Below are 22,887 nucleotides of genomic sequence, written 5' to 3' on the forward strand. Positions count from 1 at the left end.
GAATATTTCCCACGAAGCCCGCCACCACCACCCAATTCGGGTGGGGGCCGCCTTTGTTTTACGGAAGATTTGTCGGAGCTTTGATAGGTTTATGTCGCTCTGCTCTACCTTTCTTCTACGACAAAAAATAAGTATGAAATTCTTCAAAAACGTCTAAGAATAGTATTTCGGTCCATGGAATGCAGCTCGAACCAGATCGAATTTTCGACATTCTTCCTTTCCATTTTTTGATCGATCGAAGATCGTTTTCAAAATACTTTTTTCTAAAAAATATAAACCCGATTAGGTGAACTAGATGATCGAAACTGCGGATAAAAAACAAACTCTCAATACTCACAACTTTTACAAATATCTTCCTGCGCTGTCTTCCTTTCAGGAAATCATAGAACCTTCGAATTATTTCACCGTTCCCGACGATTGGAATCTTGTGATCACCGATGTCGTGAATTCCACCGATGCGATCCGCAACGGAAACTACAAGGACGTAAACATTGCGGGCGGCGTTACGGCAATGGCGGTTTCGAATCTGATGGGGGATATGGATTATCCGTTTTTATTCGGAGGGGACGGAATGACTCTTCTTCTTCCGGATAGCGTTCTTCCGGGGGTAAAAGATATTCTTTTTTCGATCCGTGAGTTGGTTAAAAACAATTTCGGATTAAAACTCAGAGCCGGAATCGTAAACGTAGGCGAGTTAAAAAGAAACGGAAAAGAATTAAAACTTTGTAAACTAAAGATCTCCGATTTTTACAATCAGGCGATCTTGACCGGAAACGCATTGGAAGCCGCCGAACGTTTCGTAAAGAACGACGATTCCACGAATCCTTATATCATTCCTCTCGGTCATAAAACGAAAATCAAACCGGACTTTACGGGTTTCACATGCCGTTGGCAGGATATTCCTAGCCACAGAGGGGAAACGGTTTCCTTCATCATTAAAACGAATTCACCCACGGTTGCGGGCGATCAGGAATTGTTGAAAATCATATTAGATAAAATAAATGTTCTTTTGGGGAACGACTCGGAGATTCATCCTTTAAAGGAAGAGGACATCAAGGTGGACTTTTCCGGAAAGTATTTTGATAAGGAAGCGACGGTTCACGCCGGAAACCGGAAAGGCTTTTTCCATTTCTTAAGAATGCTGAAGATTAAGATCGAAGGATTTGCGGTGAACCTCGCTATCAACACGCAATGGAAGTTCGGTCCGAAAGTCAACGGAATGGAACTAAGAGAATTAAGAAAATCGCAAGTGATTGCGTCCGATTTCCGCAAATACGACGGAACCTTGAAGATGGTGGTCGCATGCGATTCGAATTCCAGAGAATTATTTTTGAAATTTTTGGAAGATCTGCATCGGGAAGGAAAACTATTCTACGGGTTTCACGTTTCGGATCGTGCATTGATGACCTGCGCTTTACACGAAGGATCGGTTCGAGAAGTGCATTTCGTAGATTCGGCGGACGGAGGTTACGCTCTTGCCGCCGTTCAACTCAAAGAGCAGATCAAAAATTCAAGAAGCTGATCCGAGTTTGATCGTCCAGTTATCGTCGAAGAGTTTGTAATTGCAGGTCAGCTCTTCTCCTTTGAGAATCAATCGAGTCGCGCTGTCCTGTCCCATCGGGTTCGTTTCATCGCCCGTAAAATCCTCTTTCGTATTCGGATCGTCGCTGTGGTTCATAAACTTCGAATTATCGGAACAATAATACCAATTGCCGTTCGTTTGATACGAATACGTGCGGAACATTTCTTGAACGGAAGGAGGAAGAGAATTCAGCTCTTGATCGGTTAGAACCCAGACCGTCTTCGGATGATATTTCCAAATCAATTCTCCTTTTTGAATATCACGTCCGGCAAAGAGACCGAAGCCTCCGATCGGAGAATTGTCGATGTATGTGGGAACTAAGAGCATTGGAAAGAATGTAAATTAGCCGGGAAAAAAATTGCAAGTAAGAAACGAAATTCCTTAGAGAACCATCGCTTGTTGTTCCGGCTCGGGAACGGAAAATCTTTCCAGCTTACCGTTGCGCATTTGAAAGACTTGATCCGCTTCTCGAATCGTGGAAAGTCTGTGCGTAACGGAAATCACGGTTCTTCCCTCGCGCAACAGCGAAAGAGTTTTCATGATTCTCGCTTCGGTGACCGGATCCAAGGAGGAAGTAGCTTCATCCAAAAGAAGAATCTGCGGATTTCTAAGGAACGCCCTTGCGATCGCGATTCTTTGTCTTTCTCCGCCGGAAAGCTTGGTGCCGCGATCACCCGCGTTCGTTTCGTAACCCATCGGCAGGGAAAGAATCATCTCATGGATCTCCGCCCGTTTGGCGGCTTCGATCACTTCTTCCAATGTCGCGCTCGGTTTACCGATACGGATGTTCTCGAAGATGGTCGTATTAAAAAGAAACGTTTCTTGGAACACGACTCCCACAAGCGATCGAACCGAACTTCTGGACAAAGAATTCAAATCCGTTCCGTCGAACAAAATTCTTCCTTCATTCGGCTGGACCATTCCCAAAAGAAGTTTGATGAACGTGCTCTTTCCCACGCCGGAACCGCCCACGATTGCGGTATAACTTCCCTTCGGAATCGTAAGAGAAATATCGCTTAAATTCTTAGAGCGTCCTTTGTAACGGAAATGAACATTCTCGAAATGGATCGCTTCCTTCAATTCGGGAATCGAAGATTCTTCCGGGTCGGATTCGAATACGGGAGCGCGCAGCAATTCTAAGATTCGTTTTGCCGAACCGCTCGCGTGGTTCAACGCGGGAAGATATTGCGAAAGATACAATAAAGAATAACTCAAATTCAGGAAAGGCGGTAAAAACGCAGCCAAGGTCCCGATGCTAAGCGCATTATGATATGCGAATGTTGTTCCCACGAGCAACAGAATTCCCTGTAGCAAAAGAATTCCCGAACCGGCGGATCGTTCCAAATACGAATTCGTCAAACCGAGTCGCAAAGAAACTTGAAATAACTTCTCGCAGTTGTTCTTAAACCGAGTGAAGAAATAATCCCCGAGGTCGTATGCGCGGATCAGGTTTTGCGCGGAGATGGATTCTTCCACCAAACTGAGTACTTGCGCTTCTTCTAATTTTCTAGTGTAGCTGATCTCGGTCGATTTTCTGGATAAGAATCCGGGACCTAAAAAGCTGATCGGCCAAATCAACAACGCAATGAGCGCCAACTTCCAATCCAAAAGAAAAAGAAGAATGGTTCCGAAGATCGCTTCCAGCAAAGGCCCGAGTCCCCAAGGTATAAACGCAAGAAGCGCGTGTTCCAAAGAGGCAAGGTCGTTGAAAAATCGGGAAAGAATATCTCCCAGTTTATTATTCGAGAAAAAATCCAAACTCAACCGATCCAAATGTTCGTACATCTGTAAACGAAGGTCTTGGATGATTCTCGCGGAAGCCCAGTTATAAAGATAATCGCGTACGGTTCCGAGAATAGCGAAGGTGATCGTTCCGATCGCGAGATATGCGCCGATCCAATAGAGTGCGCTTTGATTTCGATTGATCAGAGCTTCGTCGATCAGATATTTAAAACTGAAAGGGATACTCGCATAAAATCCGATTTCGAAACAAAGAAGTCCGATGATAACGAAAATTCTTCCCTTGTACTTCTTAACAAAACGGAATAGACCGAATATGAGAAGGCCCGGAGCGCCTTCCGTTTCCGAACTAGGTTTTTCCTTTTTCGGATTCGGAGCCTTCCATTTTTTAGCCGAGCCCTTCTCCTTTTCCAGGGGCAAAGGATCGGACTTTTGGATCAGTTCCGGGTTGTACTCGAGGGGTCTTTTCATACCGTTCGGGAAAATTATTGTCCTTTTATTTTCGGCAAATATCTTTCATTTCCACTCTACTTTGACTGTTTTTCCCGGAAATTCCGAGGCAAGAATTTTTCGTAAGTAAGGAGACAGAATGTCCCCGGAAAAGAGTCGTTTTTTTTGAAACAGGCAATTATCTTTGTAACTAGGTCGAAAGAATGGTTCATTTTCACTATAAAGAGAACGACGGGCTTTACACGGTTACTTTGAAAACGTCCGAAACGGCTCCCGGTACTCTTCACAAAATGGTGAAAACGATGTTCTTCATGGGATGGGAAATCGTTTCGGGGGATATCGAGACGATCGAAGAAAACGGTCAACTTTTCAGTTACGACGTTTTTACGTTAAAGTCGGACGAAACCGATTCTAAAATTAAGGCTTCCAAACTGGGGATTTTGATGTCCTCGGTTTTTACGGAAGATTCCGCTTTGGAAGAAATCATTCATCATTCGAGCGAGATCGATCTTAGAAATACGTATCATCTCAGCGCGGATTCTAAACTGGAATTTGAAGATATCGAATCCGGAACGAAAACGAAATTCACGCTCGAAGCTCCGGACCGGAAAGGCCTTCTCTATTTTGTGACCGGAGTTCTCAAAGAAAACGGAATTAACATTCATTCCGCAACAATTCGGACGGATCGTACCGGAAATCGTGCGTTGGACACGTTTATACTAACGGATGCAAAAGGAGCCGGCTTTGCCGGTTCTTCTTTGGAAGATCGCATAAGCAGAAATATACTCGAAATCAGTTTGAATTCTTCCTGGAAATAAACTTAGGAAAATAATTTTTTCGTCTCAACTATAAAATATTCGGTGCAAACTGTCCATTCTCGCCTTTTAATGGATTAAGAATGGAATTCTTGAGCGGGTATTTCACTCTACGTTAGTTAACATTCAAAACTTACAAACCAAATTCCCTAATATACGACTATTCTCATGGATGCTCAAAAAGACTTACAGAAATTCGACTTCACGGAAGAAATCATTCAGCACTTTAAAATCAACAGCGTCATCCCGGTTGATTTTTACAATAAGAACGGCCAGATCCTAATTCATAAAAAAGAAAGCGCCAACGGCGAAGACATTACGAAATTATTAAAGTTCGAAAGCCAGGGGATTTACTTCCTCAAATCGGAATTCGAAAAAATTTCGGGCGGGAAACAAAACGCGGGTCCGAATTCGGTCAACGGGCGCGAGGTTAGTTTTGCGAAACTCGTAAACTCGGAATTGACCGTTGATCTTGCAAAGAACGCTTCGACCTTCCTATCCGAATTGAAGAAGTTTCCTTTAAACGGAAGTCAAGTCCGCCATCTCAACAAATCCATCGACGGTATATTAGAGGATTTTAAATCGACTCCCGATATGGAAAACGGACTGGTCAACATCATCGAAGTCATGAGCAGCGCTGGCGTTCCTATGGATTCCGAGATGCTCACCAAACGTACGGTGATTTCCATGGCGATGAAAGTACGAGCGGGAAAGGCTTTTACCAAAGTCGATATGGAACAGAAAAAGATGGATCAGATGAATCTGATGATGTCGTCCTATCTTGCCGATATCGGTTATACGCAGATGAAGATCCCGGTTCAGAAGGATCTTAAAACGGAAGAATTCGAATACATCAAAAACCATCCGATCATCAGCTATTTAATGGTCGCGAATCTTCCGGATTTGGACGACAACATCAAGACTCTCGTTCTAAACCACCATCGACCGCATAAAGGCGAGGGAATGAACAATAACTATCCTCAGCCGAAGACTCTCGTTCAAAAACTCAACGTTTATAAGGACAAATACAAGGACGATCCGAAGAGAACCGTTTTAGTAAGCGATATTCAAAAACAAATTCGGAATATTCTCACCAACAACCTGCCGATGGAGGACATAGGAGTGATTTCCATCGCGGGAGAATTCGCGTCCCTCACGACGAGACAGGAATGGAGAGAGCCGTTCGATCCGTTGGTTGCGATGAAGTTGATCTTGAATAACAGTTTTTTTGCATATAATGAAAAGACTCTGCGCGATTTTTACGATCATATCGGCCTTTCGCTCTGCAACAATCAGCCCTTCATCCGTGAAGGTGATTTCGTAATCGTGGTTACTCAGGATTCCAACCAAAAGGTCTTTTTCGAAGTTTGTATTATTCGTGAAATGTATCGGACGCAGATTCGTCCTATGCTGGAACGAGTCGGGACGATCCGGCCTAATTTCAGCAATATGGGTAAATTGAGAATTTCCGGTTTCGATCTGAGCTCGTTAAAGTTGGACCGCAGGAAAGCGATCTTCAATTTGGAGAAGAATCAAGATCCGAGAAGAATCGTCTATATCCTCGATCCGAATATGGACGCGCGTCTTTACGAAGAGTTATCCAAGCAAACCGGCGAAATTCCGAAAGAAACCGCATAAGGTGCGCCCCTTCTCGAACGATGCGTCGTAATCCACCGAAGACGAAGTAGGTTCCTTTTACTTTTAGTTTGCTCGCGGGAAGCGCATAGGGTGGAATACCCTATGCGAAGCTTTGACCAAAGGCTCCGTTATATCCAACCATTTAACTAAAGAATGATCTATTCCTTAAGCGCGAAGAGCGTGGACGAGAATTTTTGCTAACATCCACTTCGGTTATCTTAATGAAATAATTTATTGATTACTTTTTCTTGAATCGTCCCGAAATTGAGTTAAGATGTACGTTTCGTAAATAATTTTTTTCCAGTCTTATCCGTACAATTACGGAGAAAGGATTGCTAAAAGATTCTATGGTACGTGATTCTTTTCCGAAACGCAAATAACGGTATTTATCCAATGAATTCTAATATGAGTAATAGCTCACATACTGTAAATCGGGACCTTCTGGAAAAATTCGAATTCAACTCGGACGTGATTAAAAGTTTCATCAGTCAAAGCGAGATCCCCGTGGACTTTTACAACAAGAACGGTCAGATCTTGATCCATAAAAAATCGGACGCATCCGAAGAGGATGTAACGAGACTTCAGAAATTCGAAAGCCAAGGGATCTATTTTTTGATTTCGGAAAAGGATAAGTTTGCAAAACCGAAAAATCCCGACTCCGTTCACGGCCGCGAAGTTTCGTTTACGAAACTCGTAAACTCCGATCTTACGGTGGCTCTCGCTCGAGAAGCTTCCGATCTTTTGGAAGAACTCAAACATTATCCATTAACAAACCATAATATTCGTTTGGTTCAAAAGGGTATCGACGATATTCTCGTGGACTTTAAGGCGAGTTCGGATATGGAACTCGGTCTTGTGAACGTTATCGAAGTGATGCGGCAAGCGGGTATTAAAGCGGATTCCGAAATGATGACCAAACGAACCGTGATTTCGATGGCTATGAAACTCAGAGGGATGAAGGCGCTCAGCAAAACCGATAACGATATCCAAAAAACGAAACAGTTAAACGTTATGCTCGCTTCCTTTATGGTGGATATCGGAAAATCCAGAATGAAACTTCCGAATCATCCCGATCTTCGTCCCGAAGAATTCGATTATATCAAAAATCATCCGATTATCAGCTATTTGATGATCGGAAATCTCAACGGAATCGATTCGGACGTCAAGGCCGCCGTTCTCAACAGCCACAGAACGTTCCGGGGAGAAGGTCTAAACAACAATTATCCTTCTTCCAACGTGATTCTCCGGAGGCTGACCGAATACCTCCAGAAATACAAAGACGATAAGTCGAAACAGATTCTTATCGAAGACATTCAAAAACAGATTCACCATATTCTCAGCAACTCGTATACGGACGAGGATCCAGGAATCATTTCCATTTCCGGAGAATTCGCTTCGCTCAGTTCGGATCAGGATTGGCGTCCGGCGTACGACGCTCTTACTTCCATGAAGTTGATTTTGAACAACAGCTTTTTCTCATATAACGAAAAGATCGTACGGGACTTTTTCGATTTGATGGCGCTGAGCCTTTGTGAAAACCGAAGCGTTCTCAACCCGGGCGATTATATCATCGTCGTTTCGATGGATTCTCAAAAAAAGGTTCACTTTGAAACGTGCGTGATTAAGGAAATTTTCAGACATCAGACGAGACCGCTTCTCGAAAGAATCGGAACGATTCGCCCGATCATCACGAATAAAGGTAAAATCAAAATCGAAGGTTACGATCCGCAATCCTTCCGCCAAGACAAACGAAAAGCGGTGTTCGATTTGAACAACAGCATGGACCCGAGAAGAGTGATCTATATCATCGATCCGGAATTGGAACCGAACCTCTATGAAAAAGTGGATCAGAGTTTCCGGGGAACGGCGCCGCGTTCTGTCGCTTAAGTCCGCATAAGAAAACCAAAGGATTCTTTTAGAAACGCGCTTTATCCCTGGGCTTTACCTTGTTTTCTTGGTATTATGCCTTCCAGTTGGGGAAAAGTTTTTAAAGTCAGCACGTTTGGAGAATCCCACGGTGAATCCGTCGGGGTCGTCGTTGAAGGAGTTCCTGCGGGAATTCCCATTCGCTTAGAAGAAATTCAAAAAGATCTAAACCGAAGAAGACCGGGCCAAAGCGATCTTACAACTCCTCGAGACGAAACCGATACGGTTCGAGTCGTATCGGGGGTTTTTGAAGGAAAAACGATCGGTTCTCCGATCGCCTTGATCGTGGACAACAAAAACACGATCTCCAAAGATTACGAAAATTTACGAACTACATTCCGACCTTCTCATGCGGATTACACCTATCAGGTGAAATACGGTTTTCGCGCTCACGTGGGCGGCGGTCGTTCTTCCGTCCGCGAAACGATCGGTCGTGTCGCAGCAGCCGCGATCGCAAGAATGATACTCAAAGACGATTTAGGAATCGAAACGGTAGCCTGGGTGGATTCCATCGGCACGGTTCAATCCAAGATAGGAGAAAAATATCCCAAGTCCAGGGAAGAAGTCGATCAAAACGAAGTACGTTGTCCGGACGCGGCCAGCGCCGACGAAATGCGTTCTTTAATTCTCAAGATGAAAGAAGCCGGGGACAGCGTCGGAGGAACGATCAAGTGCGTGTCTTACAACCTTCCTCCCGGTCTGGGCGATCCCGTTTATGACAAATTAGACGGAGATCTCGCAAAGGCGATTCTTTCCATTCCTGCTTGCAAAGGTTTTGAAGTCGGTTCCGGATTTTCGGGAACCCTTTTGACCGGAAGCTCGCATAACGATGAATTCTACGTGGAGGAAAAAACCGGAAGAGTGAGAACCAAGACGAACAACTCCGGCGGTCTTCAGGGCGGAATTTCAAACGGAGAAGAACTCGTTATCCGAGCGGCGTTCAAACCTACTTCTACGATTTTTAAAAAACAGAATACGGTAACTCTGAAAGGAGAGGAAACCACTCTGGAAGCAAAGGGCCGTCACGATCCTTGCGTTCTTCCGAGAGCGGTTCCAATCATCGAGGCTGTGGTCAACTTGGTTTTGGTCGATGCGTATCTCTATCAAAGAGCGATCAACCCTTTGTGGTTTCAGAAGTGGGCGCAAGTTCCCGATTATTACAAGGACTTAGAGCTTTAAGAATCAGTCTCAAAATCGGCGTTCGTGGAAGTTTTTAGAAACGGGTTGCCAGAATGAGAATGGTACGTTTCTATAGAATTGTTTCCCAGTACCGGGTTTAATCAAAAGGATGATTCCATGGTAAAAATCAAGATCGACGGAATCGAGTATGAGGTGGATGAAAAAAAGAACCTCATATCAGCGGCTAAAGATGTCGGAATCGATATTCCTTTCTTCTGTTATCACCCAAAACTTTCCATCGTAGGAATGTGCAGAATGTGCCTCATCGAAATCGAAGGGGTTCCTCGACTTCAGGCCGCCTGCAATACCAAGGTTACGGAAGGCCTCTCCATTTTCACGAAAAACGATCGAATCAAAGAGGCGCGCGAAGGAACGATGGAATTCCTTTTGGCAAATCACCCTCTGGATTGCCCCGTCTGCGATAAAGCCGGAGAATGCCAACTCCAAGACAACGCCTTCCAGGAAGGGAAAGGAAATTCCCGATTTACATTAGAAAAACGGAATGTTCCTCAGGAAGAAATCGGCACGAACTTAATCATCAATCATAATCGTTGTATCGTTTGTTACCGCTGCGTCCGTTTCGAAGAGGAGATCGTGGGAGAATCCAATCTCGGTCTTTTCGAAAGAGGCTATCATTCCATCATCGGACTTGCAAAGAACGAACCGATCCAACACAACTTTCAAGGAGCGCTTGCGGATCTTTGTCCGACCGGCGCGCTTCTCAATAACAAGACCTTATTCAAATCGAGAGTTTGGTGGTATAAAAACGCGGAATCGATCTGTCACGGATGCAGCACCGGTTGCAACGTCACCACGAACGTGCGAGACAATAAAATGTATCGTTATATGCCCCGCATCGACGAGGAGAAAGATATGTATTTCCTCTGCGACAAAGGACGTTTCGACATCGATTGGCTGAACGAAAACCGTCTATTCGCTTATTATCAAAACGGGAAGGCTTCCGAAAGTACGGTCGTATTGCCTGCGATCGCGGATAAAATCAGACAATCGAACAAAATTGCGGTTCTCGGCGGTGCCAAAGAATCCAACGAAAATCTGAAAGCGATCCTGCAAAGCGTGGAATCTTTCGGAAAATCGGTTATCGTAGAAGCGAGGGTCGATGCGGTTCAATACAAGGCGCCCGAACAAAAAGACTTTTTAATGACCACGGATTTACGGCAAAACACGAAAGGCGCGGTGGACGCGGGGTTCGTTTCTTCTCAAGGAATCGAATCGATCCGTAAATCGATCGAATCGGGAGAAATCGATTTGGTTTTCGTCATTCAGGAAAATCGGAAAGAATTCTTACCAACCGTTTCTTCCAACACGACGCTTGTGGTTTTGGAAACGAATGGAACGCAGGACGTAGCGGACGCTTCGTATGGAGTTCCGATTCAAACGTTTGCGGAGCAAGCCGGTTCGTTTACGAACAAGAACGGATTGAATCAACGTTTTCAAAAAGCGATGGAACCGCCGAAAGGTTTATTGAGTTCCGGCGCCGTTTTTCAAAGACTCGCGGAGTTGGTAAAAGAATCCGCGGATTCTCGCAAGGAGGTCGGCGTTGGGAACCGTTAACGTAGTACGCGTCGCGAGCCGTCATAAACTTTCCTGGTATGAAAAGTTTTATTTTTATTCGATCGGAAAGGGTCTTTGGATCACACTCAAACACTTTATCAAAGCCGCGATTTTAAGAAGAGCAGTGACGATCGAATTTCCGGAAAAGAAAAGAAAGTATTCCACGCGCTTTCGCGGAATGCACACGATGAAGCGCGACGAACAAGGCCGCGAAAGATGCACGAGCTGTTTTTGTTGTATGTGGATTTGTCCCGCGGATGCGATTTATATCGAAGCGGGAGAAGTTACTCCCGAGATTCAACATCTTCATCCGGAAGATAAATACGCGAAGAAGTTCGAGATCGATTTGTTGCGTTGTATTTTTTGCGGAATGTGCGAGGAAGCTTGTCCGAAGGGCGCGATCTACTTGGATGGCCCCGGTGAGATGGCGACCGATAACAGAGAGGACTTGATTCTTACCAAAGAAAGAATGATGCAGCTCGTAGGCGGGCCGATCATCGGCGAAAGAAAATAAAAAATCTCAGATGCAAAGGCAGACGATCTCTTTGTAAGAACGTCTGCCTATAAAATTCTTCAGCTAACTTTTTGATTCAGATATTGATTCTGCCTCGCGATTTCCAATTTAGATTCCAAAAATGAAACCGCCGAATCGATATCGTCGTTGGAAATTCCCGGATATTCCCGTAAAATTCCCTTTCTCGACATTCCCGCTAAAAGCAGATCTAATATTTCTAAAACGCGAACCCCAGTTCCCTTAATGAAAGGTTTTCCTCCCAGATAACCTGGGATTGTTTCTATCGAAGTAAATATTTCGTTACTCATATATTCCTATAACAATAGGACCCTGTAAAAATTGTAACGGAAAATTTTTTTTGCAGGAACGAACGTATCTTTTCCAAGAACAAGTAAGAGCGAGTATACTGCTTCTTTTTTAAATTTTAGAATTTTTCCGTTGCAAATCTTTGGAAAAGACGTCGCGCCTTATAGCGTAAATTCCAATTCATAAATTGCAATCAATTCGAAGAGCTTCCAGAGGATTGGGATGAAGAAGAGGAGGAAGGGCATCCCGGATAAACTATCATACAGGAAAATAAAAGCAGCACGGGCTGACTCGTGCAAATCGTGTTTAAAGGTTTATCCGTACTCGCTTGGCTGAATGAACAGTAGGTGATAATTTTTTCGATACACTCGCTTTGTCGTTTTGAATCATAGGAGCAGCTTCTGTCATTGGCCTTAAAATCTTCTTGAGAGCACTGGAGCGCCGCTAACAAGAATGGGAGAAGGGTCCAAATAATAAAATCTGCCTTTACCAATCGTAAAAACCGCTGAATGGGAGGAATCGGAGGAAAATCTGACATAGTTTTCAAGCAAAGAAGCAATGAATGACCGGGTTTTTAATTTCTTTTTGTGCTTTTAGAATCAGAATTTACCTGAAAAACTGCAAAAAGCTCCGGTTCACCGGCATTTTTCTCCATGGTTCAATCAGATTCTACAGATTTTTCAAGTTTATACGAGGAAAACCACCGAACCGTATATCACTTTCTTTTAAAGATTTCAAGCGATCCCGAAGTTGCGGAAGACCTGACGCAGGAAGCCTTCTTAAAAGCGTTTACATTTTTCGATAAATTCGATTCTAAGATCGCTTCGTTCAGTACCTGGACATGCTCGATTGCAAAAAACTTGTATTTCAAGCATTATAATAAGCAGAAAAAAGAATTCGGGAACCTAAGCCTTGGTGATCTGGTCACCGATATAGAAGTGAATCCGGAAATTCCGGAAAATTTAGAGAAAGCTTTTTTAGAAAAAGCGATAAAAGATTCAATTCAGAGTCTTCCTGAGCCGGAAAAAAGTATAATATTATATAAAGAACTCGAGCGGAAAACTTTGAAAGAAACCGCTCAAGCTCTTGGAATTTCCGAAAGAACCGTAAGCAGAAGGCTCATTTCGGCCGTCTCTTTACTTAGAGAAAAAATGGAAAAACAGGGACTGCAATTCTAAGACTCTATCATGAATATAGAAGCAGATAACATAGAACGTTTTGAAGACCTACTGGGGCAATACCTATACGGCGAGCTGAACGCCGAGGGAAAGCGCGAACTACTTCAATATATTCTCAAAAATGAGAAAGCCCGTTCTTTGTACGAATCTACTACGAGAGTAAGTTCCGTTGTTTCGTATGCGCTTCATCCGAACGAATCCGTTTCTTCAAAGTCCGCTCCCGCTTCTTTAGGGAAGATATTAGAATTTCCAAATGTCCTTTTTAAGTCCCGTCCTCTAACTTCCGGTCTTGCGGCCGCCGCCGTTCTTTTAATCGCGGGTGTTGTGGTTTGGCTGAGTTACGGATCTTTTTCGGATTCGAAGCTGGAACAGGCTTTTATCAATTCATACGGCGATTGTAAGATTGACGGAGAAGCTTCTCAACCGGGAGCGAATCTGCTCAATCGTAAGCTCGTATCCGGTAATTTTTCGATCTGCGAATTTCAAGTGGAAGGAAATAAAAGTGTCGCGGTTCGAGTGCTTCCCGATACGGAAGTTTCCCTAAACGGAAATAGAAAGTATTCCTCTTTGAACGTGGCAAGAGGCTCCGTACTTGTGGATTCGATTCAAAACGAATCCGACGGTTTACTTGAAATCCTTTCGCCGGACGTGCGTGCGCTTCTGGTCGGTACGAAGGTCGTGTATTCCCGAGAAGTGAGCGAATCCCATTCAAAACTCGGATTAGACGTGTTAGACGGTAAAGTCGAAATCGAAACCGGTCCTTTGATCGCTTTTGAAAAGACCGCAAACACTCTGACAGGCGAGGAAAAAGAATTTTTAAAGATGAATTTTCCGATTCTTTTTCAGAGTAAGAAGGTTCAGATCAATCGCGGACAATCCTTGTCTTGGAAAGGAATTCCCGAATCGAGCTTAATGAAGATCCGTTCACTTGAAAAAAGTATCGAAGAGGCCAAAGCGAAAGGCGTCAAACTCGAAGAAAATTTCGTTTTCGCATTAAATTCGGACGTTCGTAAACTCGGGGACGAAAGCGTAACCGCGATGTTTGCGATGGACGACGATCTTAGCAAGAAGATCAAAAACATTCTTCCGAGTCAGGAAAAAGACTTGGAAGAGAAATTCAAATCGATGGTTCGTTTTGCACCGACCGATCTAAAAAAGGTCGAAAAATTGAAGTCGTTGGTCGCAAAACTCGACAATACCGCCTTAATTCAAATTCTCAAAGATAAAAACCAACCCGACATTGAGAGGGTTATTCATTTCAAAGACGGGTCGCAGGTAAAAGGTTTTGTCTATCAGCACGAAAGTTTTTACATTCTTTTGAAGAATGACGGAAACCTTTTATTTCCGATCGACGCGGTCGATTCCATCGATTTCGAATAACTTGAATTCCTATTTTTGAAACCGGATAAGAAAGCCTTTGACTTCTTCGGCGGTTTCTGAATTGATTAAAATCGTTTAAACTTCTCCAAAAGCTGAAAGTCCCTTGCAAACGATCCGTCGCCGATTCATTCAATTTCCCTTAACTTATCTTTTTATAATTCTCTTGGTTTATTCGAACTCCGAAAGCGTTTTTGCGGATATCGTCGTTTTACGAAACGGAATCGAGTATAAAAACGTCAAAACCGTTTTGGGAAAATCGACAGTAAAGATCGAAACGGAAATCGGCACCATTTTGAACGTTCCGATTTCTTCCGTTAAATCGATTAAATCCGTTCCGGTTCAATGGCAAAATAGATCGAAGGAAACCGCAGTGGACGAGGTCGGAACCGAAGAATCATCAACGGACAAGCCGCAAACCGAACTCTCAATGAAAAGCAGATCGGCGATTGCAAAGCGGGCGATCTTAGAATCGCTACCGAGTTTGATTCCGGGCTGGTCCAATTTATTCGTGTTAGGTTATCCGGCCGTAGGGGCTTTGTTTTCCGTAACGGAATTATATCTCGTCCAATTGATATCCGTCTATTCGAAACATTCTCCCGGTTATTATCAGGACCCGGTAAATCTTTTGATCGCTTATAACAATTTAAGTCCGAGCGTTTCTTCTTCCAATCCGCAATTTGCGAGTTTGGTTTTCGCTTATGAAAATCTTCCTCTCGTCAAAGATCCGATTAGCGGCGGTTATACGACCCGCGATAAAATTTTGGAAGGAAGGGAACGATCGATTTCGGGTTTGATTACGGTTCTGTTGCTGGATTTTTCGATTTCCCAGCTCGTTTCCATGACTTCAAAGTTGAAGGCGCAAAGTCAAAGCAAGGTTGAAAAAGGTTCTTTTGATATTCGATTGGGAAGTAAATTTCGTCCCGAAGTCGGCGGAGAACTGGAATCCAGACTTTCGTTCGTGTATCATTTTTAAAAGGACGCAAGAGCTGCCGATCGATTCGGCAGCTCGATGAGAATCAAGCGGCTACGGAGTCTCTTCCGATTTTTCCTACGAAGTAGAGAATGACGCCTACGACTATCAATCCGGCTCTGATTGCCCAACCGGTTGCAGTTCCCCAATTGTCGATCCACATTAGGATTTTTAAGTTGTAATTGAAAAAGCTCAATGCCGAAGAAGCAACGCCTGCAAAGGAAAGGAACGCTCCGAACGAAGAAATTTTCTCTTTAATTTGATCCATGAGTAATGCACCTCTTTGTTATCGTATTAGTTAAAAAATTAACAAACGACTTCGGGTTTTTTCCCGGAATTTAAACTAGAATCTTTGTTTTCGGGAAAATTCTCTCTTTGATAAAAAACTTGCGATAGAAGCTTTGTTTTTTAGTTTTGACAGTCTAACTAAAGAACAGCAGGGGACGAAATTGGTTTCGACTGTTGTTGCCAGGGATTATGTGGCGTGTAGAGGTTGTAGGCTCCTCTCAAAACCTTCAAACAATAACCGCTAATAACGAATTAGCTTTAGCAGCTTAATCTCTGCTACGGAACCTTAGTTTTTTCTCCTGAATTCTAAACGTTCTGACACTTATCGGGAGGCGGCTCTTTTGGCTTTCGGTTCCTAAAAGAGACTGTATTCGGACCGGATAGGAAAGAGAATCCTGTCTGTGGGTTAAACTCTTTCCAAAATTTTATACATAGACTACACACGTAGAGGCTAATTTGGGGCGCAATAGGACGCGGGTTCGAACCCCGCCGTCTCCATAGTTCTTTCCTTCTTCTTTTTCCCGTTTTTCTTTTTTTAGGAGAATCCTTCCTTTTCGATACTTTATGTTTGAACCAAGCGGGCTTTCTCCAAGTCTGAGTGATTAGAAAGATTTCATTGCAATCATTTCGAAGATTCATTCCTTTTGGTTGCGTTTCATTCTTTTTCTGGAGTAGGTTAGGTGGAAACTAAGATCGCGGTTTATTCGGACATGGTTTGTCCGTGGTGTTATATCGGAAAAAAAAGATTAGAGGACGCCGTCGAACTTCGAAAAAAGTCCCATCCTGATGATACGATTGAAATCGAATGGAGAGCGTTTCAGCTCAATCCGGATCTTTCTCCGGAAGGCGAGGACCGCGTTCTTCACATGACCCGCAAGTTCGGTTCGATGGATCGGATTAAGATGATGGTTCAACGAGTCGCCGATATCGCGACTGCGGACGGGCTTCCTTTTTCCGTCGAACAAGCCGGTCATCAACCCAATACGTTCTTATTACATGCGCTTGTTCGCAAGGCGAAAGAATTCGGAAAGGATTCCGTTCTTTCGGAACTCTTTTTTAAGAAGTTTTTTGCGGACGGTAAGAATCTTTCGGATCCGAACATCATTTCCGAAACTTTAAAAGAAGCCGGGTTGGACGAGAACCTCCTGGAAGCCGTAAAAAACGACGACGCGCTTTTACAAGAAATTCAAGAAGTCGAAATGAGAGGCCGTCAACTCGGAGTTTCAGGTGTTCCGTTTTTCGTGTTCAACGAAAAATACGCGGTTTCCGGAGCGCAGGAAACGAATCTCTTTTTACAGGTTTTCGACCAACTGGAAAAAGAGAATTCGTAATCTGGAATATTCTACTTTTCTAATTTTTAGAATTTTCTTGAACGAGTTTGTAAGCCGGATCTTCCTCTTGGGACCACGGGAGTTTGAAGGGAACTTTTTTCACTTTCATTCCCGAGGTTTTCAAGTAGTTTCGGATTTCTCCGTCGCGAAAGATCGCTTCGGAAAACGCGATTTCCCCTGCGTCGGTGATTCCCTGTAATTTCGACGCGTAGTTCACCGTATTTCCGAAGTAGTCGATATTGCTGTTTAAATTCACGGCAAGACATTGACCAGAGTGGATGCTGATGCGGATCTGAATCCGATTTTCCGGCGTTACTTGAAATACTTTTTGCAATTCGATCGAGGCCAATAAAGAATCCAACGGGCTGGAAAAAGACGCCATCACCGCGTCCCCGATCGTTTTTACCACGGCGCCTCTGTGTTCTTTGATGATTCGGAACGCTTGTACGAAATGTTCCCGTACTTCTTTAAACGCACCGTTGTCCCCTTCGGTCAGGTAGAATCGGGTCGAGCCCACGATGTCCGTAAAAAGAATCGTCTGAACCCCGATGTCCAGCTGCAGATCCGATGCGATCGCCTGTTCCGAAAATAAATCCCTAAAATCCTGAAAGTTGAACAGCTCGACCGGTCTGAGTCCGATCGCATCCTCTTTTCTTTCTTCGATGATAAAAGTTCGAGGCGAATTTTCCGCGTTGAAGATTTGAACCGTAGGCATCGGTTTTGCGGTGAGTTCTTCCGCCGATTGATCCACGGTCCATCGGATCGATTCAGCCGAAGAGGGTTGCAGTTCCAAAAGATTGTATTTTTTTTCTCCCGCGATCCGCAGACGATATACGCCGTCGTTCAACAATAAATTCGTAATATACTCGCTTCCGGGTTGAATCGTTCTTTGAAATCGGATATGCGTTTTTGTCGACGGTTCCGCCGCGCAGAAAAATCGCTTCTGCACTTCCCGAATCGAAGGATGAACGTGGAACGTAACTTCGATCGAGTTGAGTTTCGTGGATTCGAAATCGATTCCGCAAACTTCGCAGGAATCCTGCGTGGGAACGTCGCCTAGATTGAACAGCTCGGATCGAACTCCTCTGCAATGCGGACAGATTACGTCCCAGGAAAGCGTGAACAAACCTTGTCTGCAACCGTGTAAGAATAAAAGGAGAAGACTTTCGACCGGAATCTTCCATTCCATCGCCAACTTTTTAATCCGAATTCGATAGAGTTCGTTTTCGTCTTCGGAGAGAATATAATGAATCACTCGATCAAGCAAGGCTTCGTCGATTCCCTCGCGCAAAAGATTGGTTTTGATCTGCTTTAACTTCAGGCTTTCGGCGATCGGAGAGGATTGTTTCGAATTTTTATTCAGAAGGAGCGCGGCTTCGTTTTTCTGTCTCGTTTCAATGTCTTGTAAAAGTCCCGCGAGACCTTTTTGATATTCCTGATACATCTGTTTCATTCCGTACGGAAGAATCAGCTTTCCGACGATTCCTCTCGGAACCCATCCGAAGTAAACGATGAGTTTCGTCTTTTCTTCGGAAAGTTTTTCGAGAACGTATCGGGTGCGGACGTAACGCGCCAAACCCTTGCTGTAGATTCTGGCGTTGTTGATTCCTTTGCAGTATTCCCATTCCCAAGGGACTTCTTCCCACTCCATTAGAATTCCTGCATTTTTGGAACGGCCGAAAAGTTTTCCCTCCTTTTCGACGAATTTCATTTCGGGAATTCCGATCCTTTTGTTAAACGAAGAGGTATCGATCAGCCATGGCCAAAGCGTTTCGACGTTCACGTCGAGTTCGAATTCCCACAAAGTGTCTATCGTCTTTCCGAATCGTTTCCATTCTTCCGGCCAAGGATATCGGTTTAAAAAATCGGTAAGGTCCGATATTTCCGACGCTTTGATTTTACTCTGATTGATTTCCATATAAATTCTATGCTTCCCGATTTTTGTGTGTTTATGTTTTGGAATTCTTCGAAAAAGAATCCACAAAATTTATTCTTCCGTTTAGATTCTAGTTCCTGGTTTAGAGTTCGAAAGAATTTTGGTACGATATGCGATATTCTCTTTTTGGAAACAAATTTTCGAGACAAACGGGAATCGGGCAGCTCATGGACGATCTCGGAAATCCGCCTCCGGGCTCTTGTCTTCTGGGGGGAGGGAACCCTGCCTTGATTCCGGAAGTGAACGAGGTCTGGAGGGAAATCGTTTCCAAACTACTCGAATCGGGGAGCATGGGAAGAATTCTCGGAAGTTACGAATCTCCTTCGGGCGTTCTCGAATTGAGAGAAACGATCGCATCGATTTTATCGGAGGAATCCGGAACCGTTATCGACAAGGATCAAATCGCGATTACGAACGGAAGCCAGAACGCTTTCTACTTTTTATTGAACTTTTTTTCGGGAAATTTCGGCAACGGAAACCGGAAGAAAATTCTCTTTCCGATTCTACCGGAATACATCGGTTATACGGATCAAACTTTGGAGGAAGATTCGTTTTTGTCCTTTTCTCCCGTGATTCGGGAAATCGGAGATCGGTATTATAAATATTTTATCGACGCGGAAAAGTTCGACTCCGTTTCGAAATGGGCCGAACAAGCGGGTTGCATCTGCGTGTCACGCCCCACGAATCCAACGGGCAACGTAATCACGGATCAGGAATTGGAATTTTTGATCACAAAGGCGAATAACGCAGGAATTCCTTTGCTCGTCGACAACGCGTACGGGTTTCCGTTTCCAAACGTCGTCTTTGGGAAGAATTCTTTCGTGCATAAACCCGGAATGATTCAAGGATTCAGTCTTTCCAAGCTGGGCCTTCCCGGAGTCCGCACCGGTTTCGTTTTAGGAGATCCCGAGACGATCTCGATGTTGCAGAGGGCCAATTCGGTTATCAATTTAACGAGCGCGAGTCCCGGACAATTTATCGCATTGGATCTTTTTCGAAGCGGTAAATGGAAAGACCTATGTGAAAAAGTGATCCTTCCTTTTTATCAAAAGAAATCGCTTTTCGCGCAGGAAACGATTCTAAACCGCTGGAGTTCCAAGATCGATTACCGAATTCATCAAAGCGAAGGCGCTTTCTTTCTTTGGATCTGGGTTAAGAATTTATCTTTGCCCTTTAACGATCTTTATCCGATTCTTAAAGAGGCGGGAGTGATCATCGTTCCCGGAAAAACCTTCTTCCCCGGAGCCGATCCGAGTTGGAAACACAGTGAAGAATGTTTTCGATTGAGCTTTGTTCGAGACGACAAAGAGATTGAAGAGGGTATCATAAGAATCGGACGGGTATTGGAAAAATTCTCCAAATAAAGGTTTCGTCCAGCCCTTGAAAGTGGAACACTGGATACTGAGAACGGTTCAACCGAAAAGAACCGCTTTGTTGATTGAATAGGAAGCATGGAAGACACGGAACAGGACATAAGCTTTGAGGAACTGGCGGCGAGTAAGCCGGTTGAAATCCAGTCCCTCACTCCGGATTACATTTTTTTAAACGAAGGCGCCGTAGGATTATCCGCGACCGCCCGTTGTATTCTGGACGAACTTAGGGACTGGCATAAAAAAACGGAAAAGCACGGTTCCAAAAGCATTCACCCTTCTTACCTTCTCACGTTAGACAAGCTTGCCGAACTCTTAAATAAATATAGAAACCTAAGCGAACAGGCCAAATCCCCTCCGAGCGTAGACATGGCGTTGCGTCAATTGGTCGACTACGAGAAAAAAGGGAAAAACAAATCCGCGTATATCTATCCGTTTTTGGTTCGAAACGGTGCGAAGGTTCTTGCGCGCATCGCGATCGCAAGTCCGCAAAAGGAAGCGAAGACGGACGTAACTCCGTATCGAGTCGCGTGTTTTGAATTCTCCGAAGAGATGATCGATCTCATTCTTCAGAACCGCGCTAAAAGACCGAAACTTCCCGATGAAGATAATCCGGGCGCGTTTCTGCTTCATAAAAATAAAGCGGGCAAGAATTGGCTTTTTCCGAAGCTGGCTTCGCTCGAAGCGGAATTCTCGACTTTGTTAAAACGCGGTTTTCAACCTTACAGTTATATTCCGATGATGGATTTTTTACGGGACTTTCTCACGTATGCGAATAAGAAGAATTACGTGATGAAGATTCTTCCCGACTACCATCTTATTTTGGACGATCTTCAGTTGAATCCGGACGGTTCTTACGTGAATCAACCCGAAGTCATCGCGCATTATCGTTGTCAGGCGGACGCTCTTGAAAAATTCGCGATTCCGTATTTGAAGGAACTCAGTGCGAGAGCGGGTTATAGTTTATTCGGAACTCGAATCGCAGAATTCGAACAGACTCATATTCAAATGGTCGAACCCGGAAGAAAACAAAACAGCGAAAAAGTCAAAGCGCTGATTTCGTTGATCAACGATTATCCGTTCGATCGCGAAACGGACGAGTTGGGCAAGAAGGTCTCGGAAACTTGCAGACTCTCGATCCAAATTCTTTCCAAGTTGATGGAAGAAAAAGACAGACTTGTCGAACGAAAAGAGGAAAACGTTTTTAAATCTTTGAAGTCGAGACTCCTGAATAAGATCGCGGAAAACACTCTCGAACAGCAAACCTTATACCGTTTTTCTCCCGAGCAAAAATTGAAATCGTCCGGGCTACTCGACGAGTCGCGTTATCCGTCTTTGATCGAAGAACTGAAACGCGATATTACCGCTCAATACGCGATGAAGGAAGTTCAAAAACCGGATCAAACCGTGGAAATCTACGCGGTCGATCCGGGTTATATGGCCGCTGTTCTTCATAAACTCAGCGGTATGGCCACGAGCAATCCGGCGTATCAAAAGGATCTCGAGATCGCGCGGGAAATCAACGCAAGCCTGAGCAATCCGAAACATCCCGGATTAAACGCAAAACTCAAAGCGGAGAACATCGTAAAACTGCAGCAAGGCATTCAAGCGATGGAACAATTGGAAGCGGAAAAACAACGCTCCCAAGAGTTTGCGAAGAAGTTCAATCTTCCGATGGGAATGCTCGGTTTTGTCGCGAGCATGATCTTATTCTTGATCGCTTCCGTACATTTTAAAACGACCGGAATCTTATTCGTGGGAATTCCAGTAAGTTTGTTTCTCGGTTTGATGATCGCGTTTTATTTTAGAGACAAGGAAAAATCGGACATTCTCACCAACGGAAGTTCTTCGGCGTCGCTCGGTTCCGGCTTTAAGGGAGAATACGGTTCGATGACTTCCTCTTCTTCGGACGGCTATTATTCCGGAGACGATTCCGAGGACGAACACTTTCAATCCAAAGGCGAAACTCCGAAAGAAAAGAAAGTGAGTTTGATCGCAAAAGGCGCAGAACGTTTCGTATTTCCGAGCAGATTTACGAAGATCACCGATAAGATTCATGATTCTCGCTCGCTGCGTAAAAAGATTTTCGAAAACCTCGATAACATTCGAAACAGTGTGGCTCATCTCAAAACGGAGAAGGACGACGACAAAGTGGCTTCCACGATCGAATACGCTTTGTTGCAAAACTCCGCTACGATCCTCATTCCGGACGATATCGTGCCGCAAGGAATGCCCGGTTCCATCATTCTCAGCCACAACGACTTAAAAGCTCCTTTGATCCGCGATCAGATTTCCGAGTTTTTGCGCAACGAGGCTCAGAAGAAAAAATACGATAAGAAGCTCGTAAAATATTATACTTTTCTAATTAACACGATCGAAGTCGAATATTACAAATATCTGCCGAGCCGGAAGAAAAAATAATACGACAACATCGTCCGAGTCGTTCGATTTTCGCTCTTTAGAGGCTCTAATTTTGGAATAAACGATCCGTTGCGGATTGTTCCGTTTTGTCTTTGTCGCACTTGTGCCATGAATATTTATTGACTAAAGGCCGCAACGATTTTCAGATTTAATCGTGCAGTTTCTATCCGTTCGTTTTAAGCTGAAAAATATTATAATGAATTCCCTTTTGGCAATTTTTCGACAAACGTCTGTTAGACAATTTCAGACGCATCTTCGGTTCTTCGAGGCGAATTCTTCGCTTTTCGC

18 protein-coding genes and 1 other RNA gene are annotated in these 22,887 nt (G+C 44.1%); 14 read left to right on the forward strand and 5 right to left on the reverse strand.

The features are described 5' to 3' along the window. The first annotated feature begins 295 nt into the window (after positions 1-295). A complete protein-coding gene (locus DLM76_RS06315; protein ID WP_118964701.1) occupies positions 296-1,522 on the forward strand; it encodes a DUF3095 domain-containing protein in 1,227 nt (408 codons plus the stop codon). Here DLM76_RS06315 and DLM76_RS06320 read toward each other — a convergent pair. Further along, positions 1,511-1,909 carry an SET domain-containing protein gene (locus DLM76_RS06320; RefSeq protein ID WP_118964702.1) on the reverse strand — a complete coding sequence of 133 codons (399 nt, stop codon included), beginning with the start codon at positions 1,907-1,909 and terminating at the stop codon, positions 1,511-1,513. The genes DLM76_RS06315 and DLM76_RS06320 overlap by 12 nt on opposite strands. A gap of 54 nt (positions 1,910-1,963) precedes the next feature. After that, positions 1,964-3,793: an ABC transporter ATP-binding protein gene (locus DLM76_RS06325; protein ID WP_118964703.1), complete on the reverse strand. Its 1,830-nt coding sequence runs from the start codon at positions 3,791-3,793 to the stop codon at positions 1,964-1,966. A gap of 182 nt (positions 3,794-3,975) precedes the next feature. Between DLM76_RS06325 and DLM76_RS06330 the strand changes: the two genes are divergently transcribed. From DLM76_RS06330 to DLM76_RS06355, 6 genes are all read left to right on the forward strand, one after another. Next, positions 3,976-4,590, forward strand: a complete 615-nt coding sequence (locus DLM76_RS06330; protein ID WP_118954385.1) for an ACT domain-containing protein — start codon at positions 3,976-3,978, stop codon at positions 4,588-4,590. A gap of 165 nt (positions 4,591-4,755) precedes the next feature. Beyond that, positions 4,756-6,225 carry an HD-GYP domain-containing protein gene (locus DLM76_RS06335; RefSeq protein ID WP_118964704.1) on the forward strand — a complete coding sequence of 490 codons (1,470 nt, stop codon included), beginning with the start codon at positions 4,756-4,758 and terminating at the stop codon, positions 6,223-6,225. A 393-nt stretch (positions 6,226-6,618) separates the two neighbouring features. Beyond that, on the forward strand, positions 6,619-8,112 hold the full coding sequence (locus DLM76_RS06340) for an HD-GYP domain-containing protein (RefSeq protein WP_118954620.1): 1,494 nt from the start codon (positions 6,619-6,621) through the stop codon (positions 8,110-8,112). Positions 8,113-8,187: 75 nt separating this feature from the next. Beyond that, a complete protein-coding gene (aroC, locus tag DLM76_RS06345; RefSeq protein ID WP_118954383.1) occupies positions 8,188-9,330 on the forward strand; it encodes a chorismate synthase in 1,143 nt (380 codons plus the stop codon). 117 nt (positions 9,331-9,447) lie between these two features. Beyond that, entirely contained in the window at positions 9,448-10,905 is a 1,458-nt protein-coding gene (locus DLM76_RS06350; RefSeq protein ID WP_118954382.1) for an NADH-quinone oxidoreductase subunit G, read from the forward strand. Further along, entirely contained in the window at positions 10,892-11,419 is a 528-nt protein-coding gene (locus DLM76_RS06355) for a NuoI/complex I 23 kDa subunit family protein (RefSeq protein ID WP_118954381.1), read from the forward strand. Before DLM76_RS06350 ends, DLM76_RS06355 begins: the two co-directional genes overlap by 14 nt. Before the next feature lie 59 nt (positions 11,420-11,478). Here DLM76_RS06355 and DLM76_RS06360 read toward each other — a convergent pair whose 3' ends face one another. After that, a complete protein-coding gene (locus DLM76_RS06360; RefSeq protein WP_118954380.1) occupies positions 11,479-11,727 on the reverse strand; it encodes a DUF433 domain-containing protein in 249 nt (82 codons plus the stop codon). A gap of 651 nt (positions 11,728-12,378) precedes the next feature. Here DLM76_RS06360 and DLM76_RS06365 point away from each other — a divergent pair. The 3 genes from DLM76_RS06365 (at position 12,379) to DLM76_RS06375 (ending at position 15,256) form a co-directional block, all read left to right on the forward strand. Next, the gene (locus tag DLM76_RS06365; protein ID WP_118954379.1) at positions 12,379-12,903 is read left to right on the forward strand and encodes an RNA polymerase sigma factor; all 525 of its coding nucleotides are present in this window, start codon (positions 12,379-12,381) and stop codon (positions 12,901-12,903) included. Positions 12,904-12,912: 9 nt separating this feature from the next. Then, positions 12,913-14,283: an LIMLP_03685 family anti-sigma factor gene (gene rsx, locus DLM76_RS06370; RefSeq protein WP_118964705.1), complete on the forward strand. Its 1,371-nt coding sequence runs from the start codon at positions 12,913-12,915 to the stop codon at positions 14,281-14,283. 103 nt (positions 14,284-14,386) lie between these two features. After that, a complete protein-coding gene (locus DLM76_RS06375; protein WP_118964706.1) occupies positions 14,387-15,256 on the forward strand; it encodes a hypothetical protein in 870 nt (289 codons plus the stop codon). Positions 15,257-15,299: 43 nt separating this feature from the next. Here DLM76_RS06375 and DLM76_RS06380 read toward each other — a convergent pair whose 3' ends face one another. Further along, positions 15,300-15,521, reverse strand: coding sequence for a hypothetical protein (locus DLM76_RS06380; RefSeq protein WP_118954376.1), 222 nt, complete (start codon positions 15,519-15,521; stop codon positions 15,300-15,302). 171 nt (positions 15,522-15,692) lie between these two features. Between DLM76_RS06380 and ssrA the strand changes: the two genes are divergently transcribed. Then, positions 15,693-16,042: a transfer-messenger RNA gene (ssrA, locus tag DLM76_RS06385) on the forward strand. 179 nt (positions 16,043-16,221) lie between these two features. After that, a complete protein-coding gene (locus DLM76_RS06390; protein ID WP_118964707.1) occupies positions 16,222-16,872 on the forward strand; it encodes a DsbA family oxidoreductase in 651 nt (216 codons plus the stop codon). Between the two features lie 19 nt (positions 16,873-16,891). Here the strand turns inward: DLM76_RS06390 and DLM76_RS06395 are convergent, their stop codons facing one another. After that, positions 16,892-18,790: an adenylate/guanylate cyclase domain-containing protein gene (locus DLM76_RS06395; protein WP_118964946.1), complete on the reverse strand. Its 1,899-nt coding sequence runs from the start codon at positions 18,788-18,790 to the stop codon at positions 16,892-16,894. Positions 18,791-18,918: 128 nt separating this feature from the next. Between DLM76_RS06395 and DLM76_RS06400 the strand changes: the two genes are divergently transcribed. Together DLM76_RS06400 and DLM76_RS06405 are read left to right on the forward strand one after the other, a co-directional pair. Then, complete coding sequence (locus DLM76_RS06400) at positions 18,919-20,172, forward strand: valine--pyruvate transaminase (protein ID WP_118964708.1); 1,254 nt, start codon at positions 18,919-18,921, stop codon at positions 20,170-20,172. An 87-nt stretch (positions 20,173-20,259) separates the two neighbouring features. Beyond that, positions 20,260-22,599 carry a hypothetical protein gene (locus DLM76_RS06405; protein ID WP_118964709.1) on the forward strand — a complete coding sequence of 780 codons (2,340 nt, stop codon included), beginning with the start codon at positions 20,260-20,262 and terminating at the stop codon, positions 22,597-22,599. The last annotated feature ends 288 nt before the right edge of the window (positions 22,600-22,887 follow it).

This window comes from Leptospira yasudae, from assembly GCF_003545925.1.
Taxonomy (GTDB): Bacteria; Spirochaetota; Leptospiria; order Leptospirales; family Leptospiraceae; genus Leptospira; species Leptospira yasudae.

Excerpts from the sequence above, each read along its gene's own strand:
- DLM76_RS06325 (WP_118964703.1), bottom strand. The coding sequence starts at position 3,793 with ATGAAAAGACCCCTCGAGTACAACCCGGAACTGATCCAAAAGTCCGAT.
- DLM76_RS06335 (WP_118964704.1), top strand. The coding sequence starts at position 4,756 with ATGGATGCTCAAAAAGACTTACAGAAATTCGACTTCACGGAAGAAATC.
- aroC (WP_118954383.1), top strand. The coding sequence starts at position 8,188 with ATGCCTTCCAGTTGGGGAAAAGTTTTTAAAGTCAGCACGTTTGGAGAA.
- DLM76_RS06315 (WP_118964701.1), top strand. The coding sequence starts at position 296 with ATGATCGAAACTGCGGATAAAAAACAAACTCTCAATACTCACAACTTT.
- DLM76_RS06405 (WP_118964709.1), top strand. The coding sequence starts at position 20,260 with ATGGAAGACACGGAACAGGACATAAGCTTTGAGGAACTGGCGGCGAGT.
- DLM76_RS06380 (WP_118954376.1), bottom strand. The coding sequence starts at position 15,521 with ATGGATCAAATTAAAGAGAAAATTTCTTCGTTCGGAGCGTTCCTTTCC.
- DLM76_RS06350 (WP_118954382.1), top strand. The coding sequence starts at position 9,448 with ATGGTAAAAATCAAGATCGACGGAATCGAGTATGAGGTGGATGAAAAA.
- DLM76_RS06330 (WP_118954385.1), top strand. The coding sequence starts at position 3,976 with ATGGTTCATTTTCACTATAAAGAGAACGACGGGCTTTACACGGTTACT.
- DLM76_RS06340 (WP_118954620.1), top strand. The coding sequence starts at position 6,619 with ATGAATTCTAATATGAGTAATAGCTCACATACTGTAAATCGGGACCTT.
- DLM76_RS06320 (WP_118964702.1), bottom strand. The coding sequence starts at position 1,909 with ATGCTCTTAGTTCCCACATACATCGACAATTCTCCGATCGGAGGCTTC.
- DLM76_RS06400 (WP_118964708.1), top strand. The coding sequence starts at position 18,919 with ATGCGATATTCTCTTTTTGGAAACAAATTTTCGAGACAAACGGGAATC.
- rsx (WP_118964705.1), top strand. The coding sequence starts at position 12,913 with ATGAATATAGAAGCAGATAACATAGAACGTTTTGAAGACCTACTGGGG.
- DLM76_RS06360 (WP_118954380.1), bottom strand. The coding sequence starts at position 11,727 with ATGAGTAACGAAATATTTACTTCGATAGAAACAATCCCAGGTTATCTG.
- DLM76_RS06395 (WP_118964946.1), bottom strand. The coding sequence starts at position 18,790 with ATGGAAATCAATCAGAGTAAAATCAAAGCGTCGGAAATATCGGACCTT.
- DLM76_RS06365 (WP_118954379.1), top strand. The coding sequence starts at position 12,379 with ATGGTTCAATCAGATTCTACAGATTTTTCAAGTTTATACGAGGAAAAC.